The 26,479-nt window shown below is 68.2% G+C and carries 19 protein-coding genes; 17 read left to right on the forward strand and 2 right to left on the reverse strand.

Going from position 1 to position 26,479, the window contains the following annotated elements; translation table 11 throughout:
• Window positions 1-138: 138 nt before the first annotated feature.
• From thrC to glpK, 14 genes are all read left to right on the forward strand, one after another.
• Complete coding sequence (gene thrC, locus ACKN61_RS20015; protein WP_408950929.1) at window positions 139-1,434, forward strand: threonine synthase; 1,296 nt, start codon at window positions 139-141, stop codon at window positions 1,432-1,434.
• A 788-nt stretch (window positions 1,435-2,222) separates the two neighbouring features.
• Window positions 2,223-3,953 carry a dihydroxy-acid dehydratase gene (locus ACKN61_RS20020; protein ID WP_408950930.1) on the forward strand — a complete coding sequence of 577 codons (1,731 nt, stop codon included), beginning with the start codon at window positions 2,223-2,225 and terminating at the stop codon, window positions 3,951-3,953.
• Window positions 3,954-4,003: 50 nt separating this feature from the next.
• Window positions 4,004-5,032 carry a ketol-acid reductoisomerase gene (gene ilvC, locus ACKN61_RS20025; protein WP_051884318.1) on the forward strand — a complete coding sequence of 343 codons (1,029 nt, stop codon included), beginning with the start codon at window positions 4,004-4,006 and terminating at the stop codon, window positions 5,030-5,032.
• Window positions 5,032-6,801, forward strand: a complete 1,770-nt coding sequence (gene ilvG / locus ACKN61_RS20030) for an acetolactate synthase 2 catalytic subunit (protein ID WP_408950931.1) — start codon at window positions 5,032-5,034, stop codon at window positions 6,799-6,801. Before ilvC ends, ilvG begins: the two co-directional genes overlap by 1 nt.
• Window positions 6,785-7,021, forward strand: a complete 237-nt coding sequence (locus ACKN61_RS20035; protein WP_031370333.1) for an ACT domain-containing protein — start codon at window positions 6,785-6,787, stop codon at window positions 7,019-7,021. Before ilvG ends, ACKN61_RS20035 begins: the two co-directional genes overlap by 17 nt.
• A gap of 323 nt (window positions 7,022-7,344) precedes the next feature.
• Window positions 7,345-8,133: an aminotransferase class IV gene (locus ACKN61_RS20040; protein ID WP_223620981.1), complete on the forward strand. Its 789-nt coding sequence runs from the start codon at window positions 7,345-7,347 to the stop codon at window positions 8,131-8,133.
• A 4-nt stretch (window positions 8,134-8,137) separates the two neighbouring features.
• Entirely contained in the window at window positions 8,138-9,310 is a 1,173-nt protein-coding gene (locus ACKN61_RS20045) for a threonine dehydratase (RefSeq protein ID WP_408950932.1), read from the forward strand.
• Window positions 9,307-10,893: a 2-isopropylmalate synthase gene (locus ACKN61_RS20050; RefSeq protein ID WP_408950933.1), complete on the forward strand. Its 1,587-nt coding sequence runs from the start codon at window positions 9,307-9,309 to the stop codon at window positions 10,891-10,893. The genes ACKN61_RS20045 and ACKN61_RS20050 overlap by 4 nt, the downstream gene beginning before the upstream one ends.
• Window positions 10,894-11,106: 213 nt before the next feature.
• A complete protein-coding gene (gene leuC / locus ACKN61_RS20055; RefSeq protein ID WP_408950934.1) occupies window positions 11,107-12,540 on the forward strand; it encodes a 3-isopropylmalate dehydratase large subunit in 1,434 nt (477 codons plus the stop codon).
• Window positions 12,540-13,196, forward strand: coding sequence for a 3-isopropylmalate dehydratase small subunit (gene leuD / locus ACKN61_RS20060; RefSeq protein ID WP_408950935.1), 657 nt, complete (start codon window positions 12,540-12,542; stop codon window positions 13,194-13,196). The genes leuC and leuD overlap by 1 nt, the downstream gene beginning before the upstream one ends.
• Window positions 13,186-14,274 (forward strand): 3-isopropylmalate dehydrogenase, encoded by a 1,089-nt coding sequence (gene leuB / locus ACKN61_RS20065; RefSeq protein WP_408950936.1) that lies wholly within the window; start codon window positions 13,186-13,188, stop codon window positions 14,272-14,274. The genes leuD and leuB overlap by 11 nt, the downstream gene beginning before the upstream one ends.
• A gap of 280 nt (window positions 14,275-14,554) precedes the next feature.
• Window positions 14,555-16,171 (forward strand): glycerol-3-phosphate dehydrogenase, encoded by a 1,617-nt coding sequence (glpD, locus tag ACKN61_RS20070; protein ID WP_408950937.1) that lies wholly within the window; start codon window positions 14,555-14,557, stop codon window positions 16,169-16,171.
• A 299-nt stretch (window positions 16,172-16,470) separates the two neighbouring features.
• The gene (locus ACKN61_RS20075; protein WP_408950938.1) at window positions 16,471-17,190 is read left to right on the forward strand and encodes an MIP/aquaporin family protein; all 720 of its coding nucleotides are present in this window, start codon (window positions 16,471-16,473) and stop codon (window positions 17,188-17,190) included.
• Window positions 17,191-17,359: 169 nt separating this feature from the next.
• Window positions 17,360-18,865 (forward strand): glycerol kinase GlpK, encoded by a 1,506-nt coding sequence (gene glpK / locus ACKN61_RS20080; protein ID WP_408950939.1) that lies wholly within the window; start codon window positions 17,360-17,362, stop codon window positions 18,863-18,865.
• A gap of 76 nt (window positions 18,866-18,941) precedes the next feature.
• Here glpK and ACKN61_RS20085 read toward each other — a convergent pair whose 3' ends face one another.
• Together ACKN61_RS20085 and ACKN61_RS20090 are read right to left on the reverse strand one after the other, a co-directional pair.
• Window positions 18,942-22,106 (reverse strand): efflux RND transporter permease subunit, encoded by a 3,165-nt coding sequence (locus tag ACKN61_RS20085; RefSeq protein ID WP_408950940.1) that lies wholly within the window; start codon window positions 22,104-22,106, stop codon window positions 18,942-18,944.
• A gap of 133 nt (window positions 22,107-22,239) precedes the next feature.
• Window positions 22,240-23,349, reverse strand: a complete 1,110-nt coding sequence (locus ACKN61_RS20090; protein WP_408950941.1) for an efflux RND transporter periplasmic adaptor subunit — start codon at window positions 23,347-23,349, stop codon at window positions 22,240-22,242.
• 76 nt (window positions 23,350-23,425) lie between these two features.
• Here ACKN61_RS20090 and ACKN61_RS20095 point away from each other — a divergent pair, with 76 nt between their 5' ends.
• The 3 genes from ACKN61_RS20095 (at window position 23,426) to ACKN61_RS20105 (ending at window position 26,347) form a co-directional block, all read left to right on the forward strand.
• Window positions 23,426-24,091: a TetR/AcrR family transcriptional regulator gene (locus ACKN61_RS20095; RefSeq protein ID WP_408950942.1), complete on the forward strand. Its 666-nt coding sequence runs from the start codon at window positions 23,426-23,428 to the stop codon at window positions 24,089-24,091.
• A gap of 154 nt (window positions 24,092-24,245) precedes the next feature.
• Entirely contained in the window at window positions 24,246-24,914 is a 669-nt protein-coding gene (locus tag ACKN61_RS20100; protein WP_408950943.1) for a protein-L-isoaspartate O-methyltransferase family protein, read from the forward strand.
• Between the two features lie 17 nt (window positions 24,915-24,931).
• Window positions 24,932-26,347 (forward strand): TolC family outer membrane protein, encoded by a 1,416-nt coding sequence (locus tag ACKN61_RS20105; protein WP_408950944.1) that lies wholly within the window; start codon window positions 24,932-24,934, stop codon window positions 26,345-26,347.
• Window positions 26,348-26,479: the final 132 nt, after the last annotated feature.

Genomic DNA, 26,479 nt, shown 5'->3' on the forward strand with positions numbered 1-26,479 from the left:
AGCAACGGCAACTGCCAAAGCAACGGCAGGAGCTTTCGGCTTCCACCTACTCGACGCGCCTGTCTTCCCCCTTTGGTGAGGGGGACCGAGGGGGACTGCTCTCCCTGCAAGCGCAACATCATCACTTCCGGACATCGCATGAACTTCCTCAGCACCCGCGGCAACACCCCGCCGACCGCTATCGACCAGGCGCTCGCCGCCGGTCTCGCGCCCGACGGCGGGCTCTACGTGCCCGAACGCATCCTGCCCTTGGCGCAGCCGCTCGCCGCCGAGCGGCTGGCCGACACCGCCCACACGATTCTCGCGCCTTACTTCGAGCAGTCCTCGCTGCGCGAGCGCCTCGATCAGATTTGCAAACACGCGTTCTCCTTCGATGCGCCGCTGCGCCCGCTCGCCCGTACCGACGACTGGTTGCTCGAGTTGTTCCATGGCCCGACCGCCGCGTTCAAGGACTATGCCGCGCGTTTTCTCGCCGAGGCGCTCGCCGGCCTGCGCGAGGCCGATGCGCCGCCGACCACGATCCTGGTCGCGACCTCGGGCGACACCGGCGCCGCGGTCGCGGCGGCCTTTCACCGCCGCCCCGGTTTCGAAGTAGTGATCCTCTATCCCGATGGCCGCGTTTCGCCGCGCCAGGCGCACGGCCTGGGCTGCTGGGGCGACAACGTCCGCGCGCTGCGCGTCGACGGCGATTTCGATGCCTGCCAGCGCCTGGCTAAGCAAGCGCTGTCGGACGAAGCCCTGCGCGCGCAACGGCCGCTGAGTTCGGCCAACAGCATCAGCCTCGGGCGGCTGCTGCCGCAGGCGGCGTATTACGCGCATGCCGCCGCACGCCATTACGCCGAACGCGGCGAGCCGCTGAACTTCGTCGTCCCCACCGGCAACCTCGGCAACGCCTGCGCCGCCTTCGTGGCCAAGCGCATGGGCCTGCCGATCGGCGAGATCGTGCTGGCGACCAACGCCAACGACACCTTGCCGCGTTATTTCGCCGGCGCCGACTATCTTCCTCAGCCGACCCGGGCGACCCTCGCCAACGCGATGGACGTCGGCGCGCCGAGCAACTTCGAGCGCCTGCGTCATTGGCACCGCGACGATGCCGAACTGCGTGCCGCGGTGCGCGCGGTCGGCGTCGACGACGCCACCATCACCGAGACCATCCGCAACGCGCCGCAGCGCCACGGCATCGTGCCCTGCCCACACACCGCGACTGGCCTGCACTTGCTCGAGACCCTGCGCGCGCAAGGCGACGAACGCCCCTGGGCGGTGGTCGCGACCGCGCACCCGGCCAAGTTCGACAGCATCGTCGAGCCCTTGGTCGGTCATGCCGTGGAACCGCCGCCGGCGCTGGCCGAGTCGTTGGCCCGGCCGGCGAACGCGGAGCCGTTGGCGGCCGACTATGCGGCGCTGCGGCAGCGCTTGTTGGCGGATGGCGCCTAAAGGGAACGCGTGCGGTCTACGTGCCCCTTTGAAGAAGAGGTCATGCCTGGCGCGTGAACATGGAGCCTGAACGCGGCGACGCGAGGGGATTTGCTTCCACCGCTGAGATCTAAGCCACAGCAAATCCCCCCGCCCCCCCTTTTCAAAGGGGGGGAACTGCAAGCGACCGCAAAGGGGAGAACTGCAAGCGATGACGTAATACGGAGGTGGGTGCGCGCGTTCTATCGCCCCCTTTGGCAAAGGGGGCCACGCCCCGGAGAGCATGAAGCCTGAACGTGCCGACGCGTGGGGGATTTGCTTCGGCCTTGCGATCAGGGGCAAAAGCAAAGCCCCCTGCCCCCCTTTTTCAAAGGTGGGAACTGCAATGAGACTTCCACGTCGAAACGCGGGAACCAGAATCGAAGACAAGGCACATTCGCCGGACAGGCGAGCTGTGACCGCTCGCACGCGTCCGGATGGTTTTTCCAGAAACTATTGACAAGCCCAGAACGGGCATGTTCTTCTCGCTGACATGACGCAGCGCAACAACCACTCGCAGACGACTTCGGTCCAGGCCCAGCAGGCCTCGAACGACGCCGCGCGCGTTGCGCTCCGACTCGGGCCGGCCATCGCCACGATTATTCTCGTCCTCGTACTTATTACCTCGCTTACCAGCGCGGGAGTCGGGTTCGTGTAGCAAAACCACACAACCCAGGTCGAAAGAACCTAGACCCCGCGCCCGAAAGGCGCGGGGTTTTTCGTTTTAAGGCCCTGGGTTCCTGTCGCCAACGACTTAGGAACACCTGTTCGTGAGAAGCAACGCCATCAAGCAAGGCCCGGCCCGAGCCCCCGCACGCGCGATGTTGCGTGCGACCGGCCTCGACGACGCGGCCATCGCCAGACCGCTGGTCGCCGTCGTCCACACCTGGTCCGACGTTTCGCCGTGCAACATCACCCTGCGCGACCTGGCCCAGCACGTGCGCCGCGGCGTGCACGACGGCGGCGGCACGCCGATCGAGTTCAACACCATCGCCGTCACCGACGGCATCGCGATGGGCACCGACGGCATGCGCGCCTCGCTGGCCTCGCGCGAAACCATCGCCGATTCGATCGAGCTGGCGGTGTCCGGCCATTGCCTGGACGCGATGGTGCTGCTGGTCGGTTGCGACAAGACCATCCCGGCCGCGGCGATGGCCGCGGCACGTCTGGATATCCCGACCGTGATCCTCTACGGCGGCACGATCATGCCGGGCCACTGTCCGTCGAAGGCCGGCCAGGACGACAAGCCGCTGACCGTGCAGGACGTGTTCGAGGCGGTCGGCGCGCATTCGGCCGGGCGCATCGACGACGCCGAGCTGCATCGCATCGAGTCGCATGCCTGCCCCGGCGCCGGTGCCTGCGGCGGCCAGTTCACCGCCAATACCATGGCGATGGTGCTGACCTTCCTGGGCCTGTCGCCGCTGGGCCTCAACGACATCCCGGCGATCCACGCCGACAAGCCCGAGGCCGCGCGCGCCTGCGGCGAAATGGTCATGCAACAGTTGCGCAATGGCGGGCCGAGACCGCGAGCGCTTCTCTCTCCCCATGCGTTGCGCAACGCAGCGCGCGCGGTCTCGGCCACCGCCGGTTCCACCAATGCGGCCCTGCATCTGTTGGCGATCGCCCACGAAGCCGGCGTCGCTTTCGACCTGGAAGAGTTCGAAGCCGCCGCGCATACGCCGGTCATCGCCGACCTGAAACCGGGCGGCCGTTACACCGCCGCGGAGATGTTCGAATTCGGCGGTGCGGCACTGGTGGCTCGCGAACTGAAAGCGGCCGGTTTGATCGAGGATATTCCGACGGTCACCGGCCGTTCCTTTTTCCAGGAACTGGCCGAGGCGCGGATGGCCGACACCCAGGACGTGGTGCGTCCGATCTCCGACCCGCTGAAGCCGCGCGGCGGCTATTCGATCCTGTACGGCAACCTGGCGCCCGAGGGCTGCATCCTCAAGCTGGCCGGTCACGGCCGCGAACACTTCGCCGGCCCGGCGCGCGTGTTCGATTCCGAAGAAGCCGCGTTCGCCGCGGTGCAGGCGCGCCGGATCAACGCCGGCGACATCGTGGTGATCCGCTTCGAGGGGCCCGCCGGCGGCCCCGGCATGCGCGAAATGCTGGCGGTCACCGCCGCGCTGGTCGGCCAGGGCCTGAGCAACGACGTCGCGCTGATCACCGACGGCCGCTTCAGCGGCGCCACCCACGGCTTCATGGTCGGCCATATCTCGCCGGAAGCCGCGCACGGCGGCCCGATCGCGCGTCTGCGCGAAGGCGACGTGGTCAGCATCGACGTCAAGACGCGCCGCCTCGACGTCGCCGCCGACCTCGCCGCGCGCGAGCCCGCGCGTATCGAACCGCGCGTGACCACCGGCGTGTTGGCCAAGTACGCCCGTCTGGTCGGCTCGGCCTCGCAGGGCGCGGTTACCGCGCCCGGCCCGCTGCAATCGCCGGCCCCGAAAAAGATCGACGCGGCACTGATCGACACCGCGCTGCCCCAACCCGCCTGACCCGCTCCATCGCTCACCCCTCTCCGCTCACTCCTCCTTACGAGACCGTCATGACCACCAGCACCGCCTCCCGCCCCAAGATCGCCATCGTCGGCTACGGCAGCCAGGGCCGCGCCCATGCGCTGAACCTGCGCGACTCCGGCTTCGACGTCACCGTAGGCCTGCGCCCGGGCGGCCCGACCGAGATCAAGGCCAAGGCCGACGGCTTCACCGTCAAGTCGCCGGCCGAAGCCGTCGCCGGCGCCGAGCTGGTCGCCGTACTGACCCCGGACATGGTCCAGGCGCAGCTCTACCGCGACGTGATCGAACCCAACATCGCCCAGGGCGCCTGCCTGCTGTTCGCGCACGGCTTCAACGTGCACTACGGCCAGATCGCCCCGCGCGCCGACCTCGATGTGGTGCTGGTCGCGCCGAAGGGCCCCGGCGCGCTGGTCCGCCGCGAATACGAAATCGGCCGCGGCGTGCCGAGCGTCTACGCCGTGCACCAGGACACCAGCGGTCGCGCCGAAGAGTTCGCCCTGACCTATTGCGGCGGCATCGGCGGCGCGCGCCAGAACGCGATCAAGACCACGTTCAAGGAAGAGACCGAGACCGATCTGTTCGGCGAACAGGCGGTGCTGTGCGGCGGCGCGACCAAGCTGGTCCAGGCCGGTTGGGAAACCCTGGTCGAAGCCGGTTATCAGCCTGAAGTCGCCTACTACGAGTGCCTGCACGAACTGAAGCTGATCGTCGACCTGTTCTACGAAGGCGGCGTGACCCGCATGCACGAGTTCATCAGCGAGACCGCCCAGTACGGCGCGCTGACCCGCGGCACCTACGTGGTCGACGACAACACCAAGGCGCAGATGCGCAAGGTGCTGGCGGAAATCCAGGACGGCACCTTCGCCCGCCAGTGGATCGCCGAGTACGCCTCGGGCAACGCCAACTACAAAAAGCTCAAGCAGGGCGACCTCGATCATCCGATCGAAGCGGTCGGCAAGAAGTTGCGCGCCAACATGAAGTGGCTGGACACCGCGCCCAAAGCGCAGACCGCCGCACCCGCCGCGCCCCGCGGCGAACGACAGGAAGAGGCCGCCTGATGAACGGTGCCCGCTGGCTGGTGCAAGCACTGGCCGCAGAAGGCGTGGACACGCTGTTCGGTTATCCGGGCGGCACGATCATGCCTTTCTACGATGCCCTGCACGGGTCGGACCTCAAGCATGTGCTGGTCCGTCACGAGCAAGGCGCGGCTTTCGCGGCCAACGGCTATGCCCGTGCCAGCGGGCGAGTCGGTGTATGCGTAGCCACGTCCGGTCCGGGCGCGTCGAACCTGGTCACCGGCATCGCCGACGCGATGCTGGACTCGGTGCCGATGGTCGCCATCACCGGCCAGGTCGCGACCTCGCTGATGGGCACCGACGCGTTCCAGGAACTGGACGTGTTCGGCATGACCATGCCGATCGTCAAGCACAGCTTCATCGTGCGTCGGGTGGATGATCTGCCGGGCATGGTCGCCGAAGCCTTCCGGCTGGCGCGTTCGGGCCGTCCGGGCCCGGTGTTGATCGATCTGCCCAAGGACGTGCAGAACGCCGACGCCACCCATCTGGCCGCGCACGTGCCGCTGCCGACCGATCCGGTGCCTAGCGCACCGGACGCGGCGTATCACGAAGCCGCAGCGCTGATCGCGCATGCGCAAAAACCGCTGATCTACGGCGGCGGCGGCATCGCCCTGGGCGATGCGGTCGAGTCCTTCCGCGCCTTCGTCGACGGCTGCCAGATCCCGGCGGTGCTGACTCTCAAGGGCCTGGGCGCCCTGCCGGCCGCGCATCCCTTGAACCTGGGCATGCTGGGCATGCACGGCAACCGCGCCGCCAATATGTCGGTGCAGGAATGCGATCTGCTGATCGTGGTCGGTGCGCGCTTCGACGACCGCGCCACCGGCAAGCTGGCCGAGTTCGCACCCAACGCGCGCGTGGTCCACATGGACCTGGACGCCTGCGAGATCGGCAAGCTGCGTCACGCCGATGCCGCGGTCAACGGCGACCTGCGCCGCGCGCTGGATGCGCTGACCCCGCCGTGCACCGCGCAACTGCGCGGCCGCAACGGCAACGCACGCCGCAACTGGCGCGACACCTGCCTGCAACGCAAGCGCGACTGCACGCCGCGCTACGACGCGCCCGGCGAAAGCGTGTACGCGCCGTCGCTGCTCAAGCGTCTGTCGGAGCTGGCGCCTGAAGCGGTGGTCAGCTGCGACGTCGGCCAGCACCAGATGTGGGTCGCCCAGCATTGGCGCTTCGACGACCCGCGCAAGCACCTGACCAGCGGCGCGCTCGGCGCGATGGGCTTCGGCCTGCCCGCGGCAATCGGCGCGCAACTGGCGCTGCGCCGCGACGGCGAGCCGGAGCCGCAGGTCATCTGCGTCAGCGGCGACGGCTCCTTCCTGATGAACGTGCAGGAGCTGGCCACCGCCGCGCGCTACCGCCTGCCGGTGAAGATCGTTCTGCTCGACAACCAGGCTCTGGGCATGGTGCGGCAGTGGCAGGAACTGTTCTTCGAACGCCGTTATTCCGAGATCGACCTGTCCGACAACCCGGACTTCTGCGCCCTGGCCACCGCGTTCGGCATCAAGGCCATGTACGTCGACCGCGCCGACTCGGTCGAGGAAGCGCTGGCCTACATGCTCGACACCCCGGGCCCGGTGCTGCTGCACGTCGCCATCGACCAGGCCGCCAACGTCTGGCCGCTGGTGCCGCCGAACCACAACAACGCCCAGATGCTCGACCCCGAGGCCAACGACGCCGACGCGATCGTCAGCCTGACGCCCCCCACCACCGCCGAGAAGGAGGACGCCCATGCGATACCAGCTTGAACTGACCCTGCGCCAGGCCGAAGGCGCGCTGGCTCGCGTATTGGGCGCCGCCGAACGTCGCGGCTTCCGTCCCCTGTCGGTGGACGGCGAAGCGCAACCCGACGGCGATCGTTGGCATCTGCGCATGACGGTGGAGGGCGACCGCGCCGACTCCGCCCTGCAGAGCCAGCTCGCCAAGCTTTACGACTGTCTTGCTGTCGAGGTTTCCCCATGCACCTGAATGCCGAAATCCTGGAGCGTCCGGCGCAAGCCGAGGCGCAATCGCCCGCACAGGCCGCCTCGACGATGCGCGAGCGGGCTTATGCGCCGGCTCGGAGTGAAGCGCCGGGCGCTGAAATCGATGGTTCGAGCGCGGCTCGCGGTTCTGAGTCCCATGCTCGCAGTGAAGTCCCAAGCGCTGAAGTCGCCAGTTCGACCGCCGCTCGTGGTTCTGAGTCCCATGCTCGGAGCGAAGTCCCGACTTCTTCGCAGCAACCACTCATTTGGTTCGACGGCCAGTTCATCGCTGGCGACACTCCGGAAGCGCCACTGACCACCCACGCCATGCATTACGGCACCGCGGTGTTCGAGGGCATCCGCAGCTACGCCACCGCCGACGGCGGCGCGGCGGTGTTCCGCCTGCCCGAGCACATGGAGCGCATGCGCAAGGGCGCGCAGATGTTCGGCATCGACTTCGACGTCGAGCGCGCGAGCGAGGCGACCTTGGCGACCCTGCGCGCCAACGGCCATCGCGATGCCTACATCCGTCCGCTGACCTGGATGGGCACCGGCACCATCGGCCTGGACGTCGATCCGCTGACCCAACACCTGATGATCGCGACGCTGGCCAAAGTCGTGCACCTGGGCGGCGCACGCACCCGCCTGACCGTGTCGCCGTGGAAGCGCAACCCGGCCACCTCACTGCCGGCACTGAAACTCAGCGGCGCCTACGTCAATTCGATCCTGGCCAAGCGCGAAGCCAAGCAACGCGGCTTCGACGAGGCGCTGTTCACCGACGACAAGGGCTATGTCGTCGAATGCACCGGCGCCAACGTGTTCATGGTCAAGAACGGCGTGATCACCTCGGTCGACCATCGCGACGCCCTGCCCGGCATCACCCGCGACACCATGATCGAGCTGTCCGGCGCGCAGTCGCGCGAAGTGACCTTGCACGAACTGCTCGACGCCGACGAAGTCTTCGTCTGCGGCACCGCCGCCGAAGCGACCGCGATCGCCGTGCTCGACCGCCGCGAGTTCGGCGACAACCCGGTCACGCGCGAGCTCGCCGCCCTGTATGCACGCGTGGTGCGGGGCGAGGAATCGCGCTACGCCTCGTGGCTGACCCCGGTCTGACGCCGTGGACTGCGACGTAGCCAGCCTGGCCCAAGTCAGCGCCGCCGATCTGTTGGCGGCGCAGGCGCGGCTGCGGCGTTATCTGGAACCCACCCCGCTGCACCACGCCGAGCGTTTCGGCTGCTGGCTGAAGCTGGAGAACCTGCAGCGCACCGGCTCCTATAAGGTGCGCGGCGCGCTCAACGCGTTGTTGGCGGCGCGCGAACGCGGCGATCACCGCACCGTGATCGCCGCTTCCGCCGGCAACCATGCGCAAGGCCTGGCCTGGGCGGCCTACCGCCTGGGCATCAACGTCATCACGGTGATGCCGCGCTGCGCGCCGCAGACCAAGATCGCCGGCGTCGCCCACTGGGGCGCCACCGTGCGCCTGCACGGCGAGACCTACGACGAGGCCAAGGCCTTCGCGATCGAGCTGGCCGACCAACACGATTACCGCCTGCTGTCGGCCTTCGACGACCCCGACGTGATCGCCGGCCAGGGCACGGTCGGCCTGGAACTGGCGGCGTTCGCGCCCGACGTGGTGATGGTGCCGATCGGCGGCGGCGGCCTGGCCGCCGGCGTGGTCCTGGCGTTGAAGTCCGAACTGCTGGCGCGCACCCCCGCGGCGCGGCGCATCCGCGTGATCGGCGCCCAGGTCGAAGGCGTCGATTCGATGGCGCGCGCGCTCAAGGGCGACCGCCGCCTGATCGAACCGGTCGCGACCCTGGCCGACGGCGTGCGGGTCAAGGACCCGGGCCGCCTGACCGAACGCGTGCTCGAGAGCATGCTCGACGACATCGTCATCGTCCGCGAAGCCGAGCTGCGCGAGACCCTGGTCCGCCTGGCCCTGGAAGAACACATCATCGCCGAAGGCGCCGGCGCCCTGGCCCTGGCCGCGGGCCGCCGCATCGTCGGCAAGCGCAAATGCGCGGTCGTCTCCGGCGGCAACCTGGATGCCGGCGTGCTGGCACGCCTGCTCTCGGAAGTGCGCCCGCGCGCGCCGCGGCGCCCACGCCGGCGCACTCGCGAAGCGCTCGGTCGCGAGACCGCAACCATCGAGGCGGACATTTATACGCTGGCCAATCTTCCTCCCGCGCTGCGACTTAGCCGGGGCCCGAGCGGCCCCGACTCCCGCCCCGCCACCGATGCCCCGTATTCCATCCGCCATTCAGTTGTAACAGAGGAAGTCCCCGCATGAACGACTCGCCAGGACCGGTAGCAGCGATTACCGACGCGCCTCAACACGTCACCATTTTCGACACCAGCCTGCGCGACGGCGAGCAATCGCCCGGTTGCAGCATGACCGCCTCGCAAAAGCTCCGTTTCGCCCACGCCCTGTCCGAACTCGGCGTCGACGTCATCGAAGCCGGCTTCCCGGCCAGCTCCGAAGCCGATCTCGAAGGCACCCGCGCGATCGTGCGCGAGGTCCGCGGCTCCACCCTCGCCACCCTGGCGCGCTGCCATTCCGGCGACATCGAAGCCTGCGCGCGCGCGCTCGAAGGCGCCGCCAAGCCGCGCATCCACGTCTTCATCTCGACCAGCCCGCTGCACCGCCAGCACAAGCTCAACCTGGACAAGGAGCAGGTGATCGAACGCGCGATCGCCGCGGTCGAGCAGGCGCGCAAGTACGTCGACGACGTCGAGTTCTCGGCCGAAGACGCGCTGCGCACCGAACACGACTACCTGGCGCAGATCTGCAGCGCCGCGGTCGCCGCCGGCGCGCGCACCTTGAACATCCCGGACACCGTCGGCTACACCACGCCGAGCGAAATCCGCAGCCTGTTCGAGTACCTGCGCGCGAACGTGCGCGATGCCGACCGCGCCGTGTTCAGCGCCCACTGCCATAACGACCTGGGACTGGCCGTGGCCAACAGCCTGGCCGCGATCGAAGGCGGCGCGCGCCAGGTCGAGTGCACCATCAACGGCATCGGCGAGCGCGCCGGCAACTGCGCCCTGGAAGAACTGGTGATGGCGCTGCGGGTGCGCAACGCCTATTACAACGTCGGCACCCGCATCGACACGCGCCGGCTGGTGCCGACCTCGCGCCTGCTGTCGCGCATCACCGGCATGGTGGTCCAACGCAACAAGGCCATCGTCGGCCAGAACGCCTTCGCCCACGAATCCGGCATCCACCAGCACGGCATGCTCAAGCACCGCGGCACCTACGAGATCATGCATCCGGAAGACGTGGGCTGGGCGCAGTCGCAGATGGTGATGGGCCGCCATAGCGGCCGCGCCGCCTTGAGCGACCGCCTGCAAACCCTGGGTTTCGCCCTGGACGAGGCGCGCTTGAACGCGGTGTTCGCCGGCTTCAAGGCCCTGGCCGAGAAGAAGCGCGAGGTGTTCGACGCCGACCTGGAGTCGCTGGTGCTCGGCGCCGACGCCAAGGCCGCCCGCGGCCATCGCCTGGTGCGCGCCCACGTCAGCACCGGCGTCGCCGACGGCAGCCTGCCGACCGCGAGCGTGCAGTTGCTCGACCCCGACGGCGCCGCGGTCAGCGAGGCGGCGATCGGCGACGGCCCGGTGCACGCCTTGTTCGCCGCGCTCGCGCGCGCGACCGGCGTGGCCTTGCGCATCGACAGCTACAACGTGTCGAGCGTGACCACCGGCGACGACGCCCAGGGCCAGGCCAGCGTGACCGCGCGCATCGACGGCATCGAGATGACCGGCTCGGGCACCAGCACCGACATCATCGAGGCCAGCGCCCTGGCCTGGCTCGACGTCGCCAATCGCATTCGCCGCACGCAACAGGCGCCGCAGCGGCTGACGGCTACGGCATGAATCTCGCCCCTCTCCGGCCGTCGCGTCTTCCCGAAGTCGTCATCCCCGCGAAGGCGGGGATCCAGAGACTTCAGAGTGCTGCTGCGATAGAGCCCTGGGTCCCCGCCGTCGCGGGGACGACAGCCGAAAGACTCGGCTAGGGACGAAACCACCGAACTCCGGCGCCACTACGAACCACTCCAGCCATAGCAGCCAAACAGAACACCGGACTCCATGACTACCACCTCGGCTCCTCCCAGCACCTTGTTCGACAAACTGTGGGACGCGCACCTGGTATCGCCCGAAAGCGATGCCGTGCCCGCGGTCCTCTACATCGACCTGCACCTGATCCACGAAGTCACCTCGCCGCAGGCGTTCGCCGAACTCGAATCGCGCGGGCTCGCGCCGCGCCGCCCGGACCTGACCAAGGGCACGCTCGACCACTCCACCCCGACCCTGCCGGCCGGCGCCGACGGCCGCCTGCCCTATTTCACCGCCGAGGCCGAGAGCCAGGTCGACACCCTGCGCCGCAACTGCGCGCGCCACGGCGTCGAGCTGTTCGATTTCGACAGCGCCTACCGCGGCATCGTCCACGTGATCGGCCCGGAACTCGGCCTGACCCAGCCCGGCATGACCATCGTCTGCGGCGACAGCCACACCGCCACTCACGGCGCCTTCGGTGCGCTCGCCTTCGGCATCGGCACCAGCGAGGTCGGCCACGTCCTGGCCACCCAGTGCCTGCTGCAACGCAAGCCCAAGACCCTGGCGATCAACATCGAGGGCGAACTGGCGCCTGGTGTCGGCGCCAAGGACCTGATCCTGCACGTCATCGGCGAGATCGGCGTCAACGGCGGCACCGGCCAGGTCATCGAATACCGCGGCTCGACCATCCGCGCGCTGTCGATGGACCAGCGCATGACCGTGTGCAACATGTCGATCGAAGCCGGCGCGCGCGCCGGCCTGATCGCGCCCGACCAGACCACCTTCGATTACCTCGCCGCGACCCCGCGCGCGCCGCGCGGCGCCGACTTCGATCGCGCCGTCGAACGCTGGAGCGCCTACAAGACCGACGACGGCGCGGTATTCGATCGCGAAGTGCATATCGACGCCAGCGCGATCAAGCCGACCCTGACCTGGGGCACGCATCCCGGCCAGGTCGCGGCGATCGATGCGCACCTACCGCAGGCGCGCGATACCGACGAAGCCAAGGCCCTGGCCTACATGGGCTTCGACGGCGGCGCGGCGATGGCCGGCCGTCCGGTCGACGTGGTCTTCGTCGGCAGTTGCACCAACTCGCGCTTGTCGGACCTGCGCGAAGCCGCCGAGGTACTGCGCGGCCGCCACATCCATCCGCGCGTGCGCATGCTGGTGGTGCCGGGCTCGGAGCAAGTCAAGCGCGACGCCGAGGCCGAAGGCATCGACCGCATCGTGCGCGAGGCCGGCGCCGAATGGCGCGAACCGGGCTGCTCGATGTGCATCGCCATGAACGGCGACCTGGTCGGTCCCGGCCAGCTCGCGGTGTCGACCAGCAACCGCAATTTCGAGGGCCGCCAGGGCAAGGGCTCGCGCACCCTGCTGGCCTCGCCGCTGACCGCCGCCGCCTGCGCCATCGCCGGCCACGTCACCGACCCGCGTCCTTACCTCACCGCCGTGAAGGAGGTCGCGTAATGTCCGCGTCCCAGTCCCCCAACCACGCCGCTTCGCCGTCGAGCGACGGCTTCGTCGAGTTGATCGCGCGCACCGTGGTGCTGCGCGAACGCAATATCGACACCGACCAGATCATCCCGGCGCGTTTTCTCACCACCACCGAGCGCAAGGGCCTGGGCCGATTCGCGTTCAACGATTGGCGCGCGCTGCCGGACGGCTCGCCGAACCCGGACTTCGTGTTCAACCGCCCCGAGAACGCCGGTGCCGCGATCCTGGTCGCCGGTCGTAATTTCGGCTGCGGCTCCTCGCGCGAACACGCGCCGTGGGCGCTGACCGACCTGGGCCTGCGCGCGGTCATCAGCAGCGAGATCGCCGACATCTTCCGCAGCAACTCGCTCAAGAACGGCCTGCTGCCGATCGTGGTGTCGCAAGAATTGCTGGACGAACTGCTCGAACAGCCCGGCATCGAACTGCGCATCGACGTACGCACGCGCCGCCTGCACCTGCCCGACGGCCGCGCGATCGAGTTCCCGCTCGACGCCTTCGCCCAGACCTGTCTGATCGAAGGCGTGGACCAGCTCGGTTATCTGCTGCGCCAACTCGACACCATCAACCAATACGAACAGCGCCGCGCGACGGCGCTGAACCCCCGCCAGGAGAATCAACATGCGCGCTGACATCGTCGTTCTGCCGGGCGACGGCATCGGTCCGGAAGTCACCGCCGCCGCGGTCGAAGTGCTGCGCGCGGTCGGCCGCCGCTACGGCCATCAGTTCACCCTCAACGAGCACCTGATCGGCGGCGCCGCCATCGACGCCAGTGGCGAGCCCTTGCCGGCCGCTACCCTGAGCGCCTGCCAGCGCGCCGATGCGGTGCTGCTCGGCGCGGTCGGCGGCCCCAAGTGGTCGGACCCGAAGGCGAAAGTGCGTCCCGAACAGGGCCTGTTGGCGCTGCGCAAGGGCCTGGGTCTGTACGCCAACCTGCGCCCGGTGCAGCCGCACTCGGCCACCCTCGGCGCTTCGCCGATCAAGCCGCATCTGCTGGCCGGCGTCGACATGATCGTGGTGCGCGAACTCACCGGCGGCATCTATTTCGGCCAGAAACAACGCAGCGAGACCAGCGCCAGCGACCTGTGCGAATACAGCGTCGAGGAAATCGAACGCGTCGTGCGCCGCGCCTGCCAGCTCGCGCGCGGCCGCCGCCAGCACGTGGTCTCGGTCGACAAGGCCAACGTGCTGGAAACCTCGCGGCTGTGGCGCGAAGTCGCCAGCCGCGTCGCCCGCGACGAGTTCCCCGACATCACCCTGGAACACCAACTGGTCGACTCGATGGCGATGCACCTGATCGCCAAGCCGCGCGCGTTCGACGTCATCGTCACCGAGAACATGTTCGGCGACATCCTCACCGACGAGGCCTCGATGCTGGCCGGTTCGCTGGGACTGCTGCCGTCGGCCTCGCTCGGCGAAGGCAAGGTCGGTCTGTACGAGCCGATCCATGGCTCGGCGCCCGACATCGCCGGCCGCGGCATCGCCAACCCCTGCGGCACCATCCTCAGCGCAGCGCTGTTGCTGCGTCATTCGCTGGGCCTGAATGCGGAGGCCGAGTGCATCGAGCAGGCGGTCGCAGCGGTGCTCGAAGCCGGCGTGCTGACCGCCGACCTCGCCCCGGCCGGCCAAGCCGTCGGCACCCGTGCGGTCACCGACGCGGTGCTGGCGCAACTCGAACTGCCCTGTCACATCCCCGAACTGCGCGACTGACGCCTGGCTCCATCTGGCTAGCTCCATCTGGCTTGTTCCATCCACCGCAGGCCGCCCCGGCGGCCTGCGGCAGCCGCAAGACCGCTCTCTCCAACGTTCTGGTAACTCCTGGCCCGATGCTCGTGCATCGGGTTTTTTTTTGCCCTTCGCCCGGCCGCACCGCAACACCGCCGTCACCCGTCGTTGATGTGAACCCCGGCCACAATCGATTCGTCACCGTATGCCATCATCCTGACGTGTCCTGGGTCGACGCCGCGGCCCGCAGCATTCGCGAGAGCGCATGACCGAACCCGCATCCTCTCCCGACCGACCCGCCCACGAATCGCCCGCCGCGAACCCGTCCGATGCCGTCCTGCCCGACGTCGATCTATTGGTCGTCGGCGGCGGCATCAACGGCGTCGCCATCGCCCGCGACGCCGCCGGCCGCGGCTTGTCGGTGCTGCTGTGCGAACGCGACGACATCGCCTCGCACACCTCCAGCGCCAGCACCAAGCTGATCCACGGCGGCCTGCGCTATCTCGAACAGTTCGAGTTCGCCCTGGTCGGCAAGGCCCTGGCCGAACGCAAGCGCCTGTTGCGCATGGCACCGCACATCATCTGGCCGCTGCGCTTCGTCCTGCCGCATCAACCGCATCTGCGCCCGGCCTGGATGATCCGCATCGGCCTGTTCCTGTACGACCGGCTCGGCGGCCGGCGCGGACGCGGACTGCCCGGTTCGCGCTCCGTCAATCTGCGCAAGCACATCACCGGGCGGCCGTTGCGCGACGACTTCGTCCACGGCTTCGTCTACTCCGACGCCTGGGTGCAGGACGCGCGCCTGGCGGTGCTCAATGCGATGGATGCGGCCGAACGCGGCGCGACCGTGCTGACCCGCACCGCCTGTGTTTCGGCGCGGCGTGAAGAGCAGGCCTGGGACGTACGCTTGCGCGGCGCCGACGGTGTGTCGCGGCGAGTGCGCGCGCGCGTCCTGATCAATGCCACCGGCCCGTGGGCGGTACGCTTCCTCGACGAAGTCGCGCAGGTGCCGCACCGGCACAATCTGCGCCTGATCAAGGGCAGCCACATCGTCGTGCCGCGGCTGTTCGAACACGATCACGCCTACATCTTCCAACAACCCGATCGCCGCATCGTGTTCGCGATCCCCTACGAACACGACTACACCCTGATCGGCACCACCGACGTCGACTACCGAGCCGATCCTTCGGCGCCGCACATCGACGAGGCCGAAACCCAGTACCTGTGCGAGGCCGCCTCGCGCTATTTCAAGCGCGCCATCCAAGCGAGCGATGTGGTCTGGACCTACAGCGGCGTGCGGCCCCTGCTCGACGACGAAAGCGACGCCGCCTCGGAAATCACCCGCGATTACCTGCTCACCCTCGACCGCGAAGGCGCGCCGCTGCTCAACGTGTTCGGCGGCAAACTGACCACCGCGCGCAAGCTGGCCGAGGAAGCCTGCGACCGGCTCGCACCGCTGTTCGGCGGACTGGGTCCGGCCTGGACCGGCACCGCGCCGTTGCCGGGCGGCGATCTGCCCGATGCCGATTTCGACGCCTTCCACGAAGACTTCAGCCTGCGCCGGCCGTGGCTGCCGGACGCGCTGGCCCTGCGCCTGTGCCGCAACTACGGCAGCCGGGCGCTGCGCATCGTCGAGAGCTGCTCGCATCTGGAAGAGCTGGGCGAATGTTTCGGCGCCGACCTGTACACGGCCGAGGTCGATTACCTGATCGATTGCGAGTGGGCGCGCAGCGCCGACGACATTCTGTGGCGGCGCTCGAAGCTCGGGTTGCGCATCGATGCGGCGGGTGCGATGCAACTCCAGGGTTATGTTGCGCGACGTCTGGCTGGCTGGGCTGATATAGATGTACCAGCGGCGGATGTACCAGCGGAGGACGCATGAACCGGGGCGCCGCTACGCACTGTCGGGAGTGCGTGTTCAGTCGCTCGCCCCTCGTATCGCCATTCCCGCGAAGGCAGGCTCCGCTTTCATTTCGGCGAAACCGAACATCTAGGGCTTCTCAGATGCATGGCTCTGAAGTCTCTGGATTCCCGCCTTCGCGGGAATGACGAAAGGAAGGAACTTCGTTTCCGTTAGTCGCCCACAAATCCTAACCGAACTATCGCCACGACTCGCAACGCCGTAGCCGCCCTCAATAACACCACCAACGTACCAACGCGACACCCAGGAGAGTCATCGCAATGGTCACACCGATGTCGCAATACCTTAGCGAGTTCATCGCCACCGGCATGTTGATCCTGCTCGGCAACGGCGTGGTCGCCGGCGCACTGCTCCATCGGTCGAAGGCGCAAGGCGCCGGCTGGGGCGTGATCACCGCGGCCTGGGGCCTGGCGGTGCTGATCGGCATCTTCATCGCCGGGCCGACCAGCGGCGCGATCATGAATCCCGCGCTGACCATCGCCCTGGCGAGCATCGGCAAGCTCTCGTGGGCAGTGGTGCCGGGCTATGTCGCCGCGCAGGTCGCCGGCGCCTTCGCCGGCGCGGTGCTGGTGTGGCTGGCCTATCTCGCCCATTGGCGGATCAGCGACGACCCGGCCGCCAAACTCGCGATCTTCTGCACGGCGCCGGCGGTGCGCGACACCAAGGCCAACCTGCTCACCGAAACGATCGGCACCTTCGCCCTGACCTTCGGCGCGCTCGCGATCGGCGCGAATACGCTCGCGCCCGGCATGGGTCCGCTCGGTGTCGGCCTGCTGGTGGTGGTGGTCGGCATGTCGCTCGGCGGACCGACCGGTTATGCGATCAATCCGGCGCGCGACCTCGGCCCGCGCATCGCCCATGCGCTGTTGCCCATCGCCGGCAAGGGCGGCTCCGACTGGGGCTACGCCTGGGTGCCGATCGTGGCGCCGATCGTCGGCGCCCTGCTCGGCGCTTTCGCTTTCCAAGCCGTGTATGGATGAGGAGCGGGAATCGGGAATGGAGAATCAGGAATCGTAAAGCGGTGCGATCACATCGCTAAGCCTCTTCCAACTCCCAGCCCACCCACTCGATTCCCCATTCCCCATTCCCCATTCCCCATTCCCCATTCCCCATTCCCGACCTCGACCTCGACCCCGAACGAGTACCCACATGGACAAGTCCTACATCCTCGCCATCGACCAGGGCACCACGAGCTCGCGCGCGATGCTGTTCGATCGCAATGGCGCCGTGGTCGGCGTGGCCCAGCGCGAATTCGAGCAGATCTTCCCGCGCCCCGGCTGGGTCGAACACGACCCGCGCGAGATCCTCGCCAGCGTGCAGACCACCGCCATCGAGGTCATGACCAAGGCCCAGATCAGCGCCTCGCAGATCGCCGGCATCGGCATCACCAACCAGCGCGAAACCACGGTGGTCTGGGACCGCCACACCGGCCAGGCGATCCACAATGCCATCGTCTGGCAGTCGCGCCAGACCGCGGCGATCTGCGACCAGCTCAAAGCCGATGGTTATGAGCAACTGGTGCGCGAACGCACCGGGCTGCTGATCGACGCGTATTTCTCGGGGACCAAGGTCAAGTGGATCCTCGACCACGTCGAGGGCGCGCGCGAACGCGCCGAACGCGGCGACCTGCTGTTCGGCACCATCGACACCTGGCTGATCTGGAACCTGTCGGAGAACAAGGCCCACGTCACCGACTACAGCAACGCCTCGCGCACGCTGATGTACGACATCCACAAACGCCAATGGTGCCCGGACCTGTTGAAGATGCTCGGCGTGCCGGCGGCGATGCTGCCGGAGGTGCGCTCCAGCAGCGAGGTCTATGCCCACACCGGTGCGCGCCATTTCTTCAACAACTCAGTGCCGATCTGCGGCGTCGCCGGCGACCAGCAGGCAGCGCTGTTCGGCCAGGCCTGCTTCGAGGCCGGCATGGCCAAAAACACCTACGGCACCGGCTGTTTCCTGCTGATGAACACCGGCGACAAGGCGGTGCGTTCCGACAACGGCCTGCTGACGACGATCGCCTGGGGCATCGACGGCAAGGTCGAATATGCCCTCGAAGGCAGCATCTTCGTCGCCGGTTCGGCGGTGCAGTGGCTGCGCGACGGCTTGCGCATGCTCGGCAAGGCCGGCGACTCGCAGGCCTATGCCGAACGCGCGCGTTCGACCGAAGGCGTGTACTTCGTGCCGGCTTTCGTCGGCCTGGGCGCGCCGTACTGGCGCAGCGACGTGCGCGGTGCGATGTTCGGCCTGACCCGCGGCACCAGCAAGGAGCATTTCGTCCGCGCCGTGCTCGAATCGCTGGCCTACCAGACCCGCGACGTGCTCAGCGCGATGCAGGCCGACTCGGGCATCGAACTGAAATCCCTGCGCGCCGACGGCGGCGCCATCGCCAACGATTTCACCGCCCAGTTCCAGGCCGATATTCTCGATGTGCCCTTGAAGCGCCCGCGGGTCAGCGAGACCACCGCGCTCGGTGCGGCGTATCTGGCGGGTTTGGCGGTGGGGTTCTGGGAAAGCCGCGAACAGATCGCCCAGCAATGGCAGGTCGAGCGCAGCTTCGAACCGCAGATGCTGGAAGCCGAGCGCGAGCGCTTGTATGCGGGCTGGAAGCGGGCGATCGACGCGACCTTGGCGTTCAGCGTCGAGCACGCTTAGGCGCCGCGTTCTTTAGCCCTTAGCCTGCTTTGCCCCTCTCCCATTCAGAGGAGAGGGGTTGGAAGGAGGGCAGTTCTCACGCCTCGTTCGGCACCTTGATCCGGAACCAGGCCGCGTAGAGCGCCGGCAGGAACAACAAGGTCAGCGCGGTCGCGACCATCAGGCCGCCCATGATCGCCACCGCCATCGGGCCGAAGAAGGCGCTGCGCGACAGCGGAATCATCGCCAGGATCGCCGCCAGCGCGGTCAACACGATCGGGCGGAATCGCCGCACGGTCGCATCGACGATGGCCTTCCAGGGCTCGTGCCCTTCACTGCGGTCCTGTTCGATCTGGTCGACCAGGATCACCGAGTTGCGCATGATCATGCCGGCCAGCGCGATCGTGCCGAGCATCGCGACGAAGCCGAACGGCACCCGGAACACCAGCAGGAACAGGGTCACGCCGATCAGGCCCAGCGGCGCGGTCAACAGCACCATGAAGCTGCGCGAGAAGCTGCGCAGTTGCACCATCAACAGGGTGAACACCGCGAACAGGAACAGCGGCATGCCGGCGTTGATCGACTTCTGCCCGCGCGCCGAGTCCTCGACGCTGCCGCCGATGTCGATCGAATAGCCGTACGGCAGCTTGGCGCGCAGTCCGTCCAGGGTCGGCGAAATCTGCGCCATCACGCTCGAAGGCTGGGTGCCGTCGTAGATGTCGGCGCGCACGGTCATGGTCGGCAGGCGGTCGCGATGCCAGATGATGCCTTCCTCGAAACCGTATTCGAGGGTAGCGATCTGGGTCAGCGGCACGCTGCGGTTGTTGGCGGTCGGCACCATCAGGCTGCCGAGCATGTCGAGCTGCAGGCGCTCCTGGTCGGGACCGCGCAGCAGCATCTCGATCAGCTCGTTGCTTTCGCGGTAGGTGCTGATGTGCGAGCCCGACAGCGAACTCGACAGGAACTGCGACAGCTGGGCCGAGCTGATGCCGAGCGCACGCGCGCGCTCCTGGTCGACCTGCAGGCGCACGACCTTGCTCGGCTCGTCCCAGTCGAGATTGACGTTGGCCACGTGCGGGTTGGCGCGGATCTTCTCGCGCACCTGGTTGGCGATCTTGCGCACCTGGTCGATGTGCTCGCCGGACACGCGGAACTGCACCGGATAACCGACCGGCGGGCCGTTCTCCAGTCGCGTCACCCGCAACTGCAGTTCGGGGAAGCGCGGCGCCACGTCCTGGATGATCCAGGTGCGCAGGGTTTCGCGGGCCTGCAAGTCCTTCGGCATCAGCACAAACTGGGCGAAATTCGCCGCCGGCAGTTGTTGGTCGAGCGGCAGATAGAAACGCGGCGAGCCGGTGCCGACGTAGGACACGTAGTTGGCCAGGTCCTTGCGCTGCTTGAGCATGACTTCCAGGCGCTGGACCTGTTCGCCGGTCTGACGCAGCGAACTGCCTTCGGCCAGCTCCATGTCGACCATCAGTTCCGGGCGCACCGAATCCGGGAAGAACTGCTGCGGCACGAAGCGGAACATGAACACCGACAGCAGGAACGCGCCGACGGTGATGCCGATCACCAGCCAGCGCCGACGCACGCACCAGGTCACCCAGCCACGGAAGCGCACGTAGAACTTGGATTCGTAGGGATCGTGGGCGTGGCCGTCGATCGGCGGCTTGGGCGCGATCACGCTGGCGAACATCGGCAGGCGCTCGGCCCAGGACACGCGCGCGTCGTGCCAGCGCGCGGCCAGCGAACCGGGCTTCGGCGGCGCCGCGGCGTGGCCGTAGTCGGGCAGCAGTTTGTCGCCGAGGAAGGGAATGAAGGCGACCGCGGCGATCCACGACACCAGCAAGGCGATGGTCACCACCTGGAACAGGGAACGCGTGTATTCGCCGGTGCTCGATGCAGCGGTCGCGATCGGCAAAAAGCCGGCCGCGGTGACCAGGGTGCCGGTCAGCATCGGGAAGGCGGTGCTGTCCCAGGCGAAGGCGGCGGCGCGCAGGCGGTCGAAGCCCTGCTCCATCTTGATCGCCATCATCTCCACCGCGATGATCGCGTCGTCGACCAGCAGGCCGAGCGCCAACACCAGCGCGCCGAGCGAAATCTTGTGCAGGCCGACGCCGAAGAAATCCATGACCGCGAAGGTCATCGCCAGCACCAGCGGAATCGACAGCGCCACCACCAGTCCGGTGCGCAGGCCGAGCGAGAAGAAGCTCACCAGCAACACGATCGCCACCGCTTCGGCGAGCACGCGCACGAACTCGCCGACCGATTCCTCGACCGCGGCGGGCTGGTCGGCGACCTTGCGCAGTTCCATGCCGGCCGGCAGGGTTTTCTGCAGCCGCGCGAATTCCGATTCCAGGGTCTTGCCGAGCTGCAGGATGTCGCCGCCCTGTTTCATCGACACGCCGATGCCGATCGCGTCCTGGCCCATGAAGCGCATGCGCGGCTGCGGCGGATCGGAGAAGCCGCGACGCACGTCGGCCACGTCGGCCAGACGGAAGGTGCGGTCGCCGACGCGGATCGGGAACTCGCGGATCTGTTCGACCGAGGTGAACTGGCCGCCGACGCGCAAGGGCACGCGGCTGGTCGGGGTCTCGAAGAAACCCGCCGGGGCCAGCGCGTTCTGCTGATTCAGCGCTTCCTGCACGGCCTGCGTCGGCACACCCAGGGTCGACAGCTTCACGTTGGACAGCTCAACCCAGATCTTTTCGTCCTGCACGCCGATCAGCTCGATCTTGCCGACGTCGGTCTGGCTCTGCAGCGCCAGTTGCACGCGCTCGGCGTAATCCTTGAGCACGGCGTAGTCGAAGCCCTCGCCGGTGAGCGCGTAGATGTTGCCGAAGGTATCGCCGAACTCGTCGTTGAAGAACGGGCCGACCACGTCGCTCGGCAAAGTCGGACGAATGTCGCCGATCTTCTTGCGCACCTGGTACCACAGCGGCCCGATCTCGCTGGAGCGCATCGAATCGCGCGCGGCGAAGATCACCTGCGACTCGCCGGCGCGCGAGTACGAGCGGATGAACTCGTACTCGCCGGTCTCCATGAGTTTCTTCTCGATGCGCTCGGTGACCTGGCGCGAGACTTCCTCGGCGGTCGCGCCGGGCCACAGGGTGCGCACCACCATCACCTTGAAGGTGAAGGCCGGGTCCTCGCTGCGGCCGAGGCGCAGGTAGGACATCGCACCGGCGATGGCCAGCACCAGCATGGCGTAGACGATCAGGCTGCGATGGCGCAGGGCCCATTCGGAAAGATTGAAGCGCATGGATCAGCTCACTTCGTAGGCCCCTGTCCCGGCGGCGGGACAGGGTTGGGGTGAGGGTGCGGGCGGTAGCGCGAGGGCATGGCCGGCCTGGTAGGAGTCGCGGAGGCGGTTAACGCTCAACGTCGCGGAGCGATCAGCGCTCAACCGGGTGGTTGTCGCGGTCGACGGCGACCACTTTCTGCCCGTCGCGCAGCAGGTGGCCGCCGGCGGCGACGACCCAGTCGCCGGGCTGCAGGCCCGAACTCACCGGCACCCGCTCGGGGCCGTAGGCGCCCGTCTGCACCGGCCGCAGCTTGACCGTGCCGCTCTTGAGGTCGGCGACGAACACGGCCGTGCCGTTGGCGCTGCGCTGCACGGCCGCGAGCGGCACGCTGAGCCCGCTGGCGGCATGGTTGGGCAGGTAGATGCGCGCGCTCTGGCCCAGTTCCAGGGTGCCGGCCGGCGCGTCCACGGTGACCCGCGCGGCGTAGGTACGCGAGGCCGGATCGGCTGCCGGCGACACTTCGCGGACCCGGCCCGGCCAGCGCTGGCCGGACTGCGACCACAGTTCGATCAAGACCTGCTGGCCCGGCTTGAAGGTCGCGATCGCGCCCTCGGGCACGGCGAAGGCGACTTCGCGGGCGCCGTCGGCGGCCAGCGCGAACACCTGCTGGCCGGCGGCGACCACCTGGCCGGCCTCGGCGCTGCGGCTGGCGATCACGCCGGCGCTCGGCGCACGCAGATGGGTGTAGGCCGACTGGTTGCGCGCGACCTCGAGGTTGGCGCGGGCGGCGTTGACCTGGCCGAGCGCGGCCTTGGCCGCTGCGTCCTGGGCGTCCTGGGTCGAACGGCTGACCAGTTGGTCCTTGGCGAGCTGCGAATAACGGACCTGATCGGCGCGGGCGCGGCCGTAGTCGGCTTCGGCAGCGGCGAGCTGGGCCTGGGCCGCACGCGCCTGGGCCTCCAGATCGCCGGCGTCGAGTATCGCCAACACCTGGCCTGCGGCAACATGGGCGCCGACGTCGACCTTGCGCTCGATCAGCTTGCCGCCGACCCGGAACGACAGCGGGCTCTCCTCGCGGGCCCGGACCTCGCCGGCGAAGGCCGAGACCCCGTTGACCGCACCGCCCGGGTGGGTGACCAGCACCGGCCGCGGGGACTCTTCGACCTGCTGGCCCTTGCCGCAGGCCGTCAGGACCAGCATGAGCGCCGCGCCGAACAGCATCGGGGCGGCGGGCGCGGCGGTAAAAGTCCGGTGGCGCATTGCGGTTGGCCTCATCGCGAATTAATGTACTTACCAGTACTGTATAAATAACGAACCCGGTAGTCCAGTATTCCTTATGTCCTCGCCCCGACCCTCCAGCCCCCCGATGCGGCCGGCCAAGCCGGCCGGCCCAGGCCGCCCGAAGGACCTCAGCAAGCGCAACGCGATCCTCGACGCGGCCAAGCGCCTGTTCCTGGTCGACGGCTTCGACGGGGTCAGCATGGACCAGATCGCCGCCGGGGCCGGGGTCTCCAAGCTCACCGTCTATAGCCATTTCGGCGACAAAGAGACCCTGTTCGGCGCCGCGGTCAAGGCGTATTGCGAGCAGCACCTGCCGCCGCTGATGTTCGTGCCCGACCCGGCCACGCCGCTGCGCGAGCGCCTGCTGGCGATCGCCAACGCCTTCTACGAGATGGTCAGCTCGCCCGAGGCGATCCAGATTCATCGTCTGTTGTGCTCGCCCCAGGTCGCCCAATCGCCGCTGTCGAAGATGTTCTGGGAGGCCGGGCCGCAGCGCCTGCACGACGAATTCACCGCCTTGCTGCAGCGCCGGGTCGAGGCCGGCGAGCTGGAGATCGACGACGTGCCCCGCGCCGCGCCGCAGTTCTTCTGCCTGGTCAAGGGCGAGCCGCACGCCTTGCTGATGTTCGGCTGCGGCGCGCCGGGCCGGACCGAGGTGCGCGCGCACATCGACGCCTCGGTGACGATGTTCCTGCGCGCCTATGCCCGCCGCGAGCGCTGAAACCGCCGCGGCACGGCCCGAAACCCGCACGGTGCCGAGAGTTCCGGTGACTTTCGGCACTAAGCCCGGGCCCGGGCGTGGTTAATTCTTTTGCTCCGGGGGTCGCGTGGTCCCGGTAGAATTCGCAGTTCCCACGCAACATGAAGACGCCCCGATGACTACGCTCGATTACGCAAAAGCACGTGAACTGATGGTCGAACAACAGGTTCGGCCGTGGGACGTGCTCGACCCGCGCGTGCTCGATGTGCTGGCCGCTTTGCCGCGCGAGGCCTTCGTCGACGAAGCGCACCGCAATCTGGCCTATACCGACGTGCAGCTGCCGTTGGCGCACGGCGAATTCATGATGAAGCCGGTGCTCGAAGGCCGCACGCTGCAGTCGCTCGCGGTCGACCCGACCGACGACGTGCTCGAGATCGGCACCGGCAGCGGTTACCTGACCGCCTGCCTCGGTCTGCTCGCCCGCGAAGTCGTCAGCCTTGAGCTCCACCCCGACCTCGCCGCGACCGCGCGCAAGCGCCTGGCCGCGCAATCGATCAACAACGTCCAGGTCGTCGATGCCGACGCCCTGACTTACCGCACCGACCGCCGCTTCAACGCGATCTGCGTGACCGGCGCGGTCTCGGAAATTCCGCCGCAGTGGTTGCAGTGGTTGCAGCCCAACGGCCGCCTGTTCGTCGTCCGCGGCCGTTCGCCGGCCATGGAAGGACTGCGGGTCACCGCCGGCGAACGCAACGATGTCAACGCTGCGCGCATCCAATCGTTGTTCGAAACCGACCTCCCCTATCTCGTCGGCGCGGCCCCCGCGCCTGCCTTCGAGTTCTGAACGCTCAAGGAAGCCGCATGACCCGCCGCCCTCTCGTTCTTGCCCTGGCCTTATCCCTGCTGCCGGCCGTCGCGTCGGCGGAAGACTTGCTGCAGACCTATGAACTCGCGCGCCAGGGCGACCCGCAGCTGTCGGCGGCCGAATCCAACCGTCTGGCGACCAAGGAAGACCGCATCCAGGCCCGCGCCGCGTTGCTGCCGTCCTTGTCGGGCACCGCGCGGCTGAGCCGCAGCCGCACCACCAGCGAAGGCGGCTCGGGCAGCAGCGATCCGACCGATCCGGATCCGATCCCGGCCGGCGTCGACTTCCGCTCCGACAGCACCTCGCGCAACTACTCGCTCGCCGCGAGCCAGATGATCTACAACCGCGCCAGCATCAAGACCTACCAGGGTCAGAATGCGATCAGCCAGGCCAGCGACTTCACCCTCGAATCGGCCAGCCAGGAACTGATCACGCGCACCTCGGCGGCCTACTTCGACGTGCTGGTCAAGCTGGAGAACCTCGCCGCCGCCGAAGCCGCCGAAACCGCGCTGCAGAAGCAGTTCGACTACGCCTCCAAGCGCCTGGAAGTCGGCCTGGCGCCGATCACCGACGTGCACGAAGCGCGCGCCCAGTACGACACCGCCCGCGCCGGCACCATCACCGCGCGCAACGCGGTCGAAGACGCCTACCAGGGCCTGAGCCAGATCACCGGCCAACCGGTGCGCGCGCTCAAGGCCTTGCCGGCCGACTTCAAGCCGAACCTGCCGGAAGCGCAGGACGTCGAAGGCTGGGTCAACAATGCCGTGCAGAACAATCCTTCGCTGCGCGCGCAGGACTTGCAGGTGCGCGCCGCCGAAATCGGCGTGGAAACCGCGCGCGCCGGCCATTGGCCGACGCTGAGCTTGAACGGCAGCTACGGCGACAACGCCAGTTGGGGCGACCGCACCTTCATGGGCCAGACCATGAATGCACCCGGCAACGCCAACCACGGCCCGAGCATCGGCCTGGAACTGTCGGTGCCGTTGTACGCGGGCGGCCGCATCCAGTCCGGCGTGCGCCAGGCCCTGGCGCGTCGCGACGCCGCCCAGGACGAACTCGAACGCCAGAAGCGTCTGCTCGTGCGCACCACCCGCAACGCCTACCAGACCCTGGTCGCCGGCATCAGCGAAGTCGAAGCGCGCCGCCTCGCCCTGGTCTCGGCGCAGGCCGCCTACGATGCTTCGCAGGTCGGCCTGGAAGTCGGCACCCGCACCGTGCTGGACGTGTTGAACAACCAGCGCACCCTGCTGGAAGCGCAACAGGCCTATGCCCAGTCCAAGTACAACTATCTGCAGAACCGCCTGCTGCTGGAACAGGCCGCCGGCTCGCTCGACGTCGCCGACGTGCAGGACATCAACCGCCTGCTGACCGCCGACGCAGCGACCAACCTGGCACCGCCGCAGGCGCAGTAACGCGGCGATCCGGATCCCTTCGGAGCCCCACGAAAAACCGCCGGCCCACCGGCGGTTTTTTCGTTTGTGGCCGCGCCTTCTTCCCCAGTAGGAGCGGCGCGAGCCGCGACCGCGGGACGCGCAACAACCTCA

It is taken from the genome of Lysobacter sp. Hz25 (assembly GCF_046097045.1).
GTDB classification, from domain to species: domain Bacteria; phylum Pseudomonadota; class Gammaproteobacteria; order Xanthomonadales; family Xanthomonadaceae; genus Lysobacter; species Lysobacter antibioticus_B.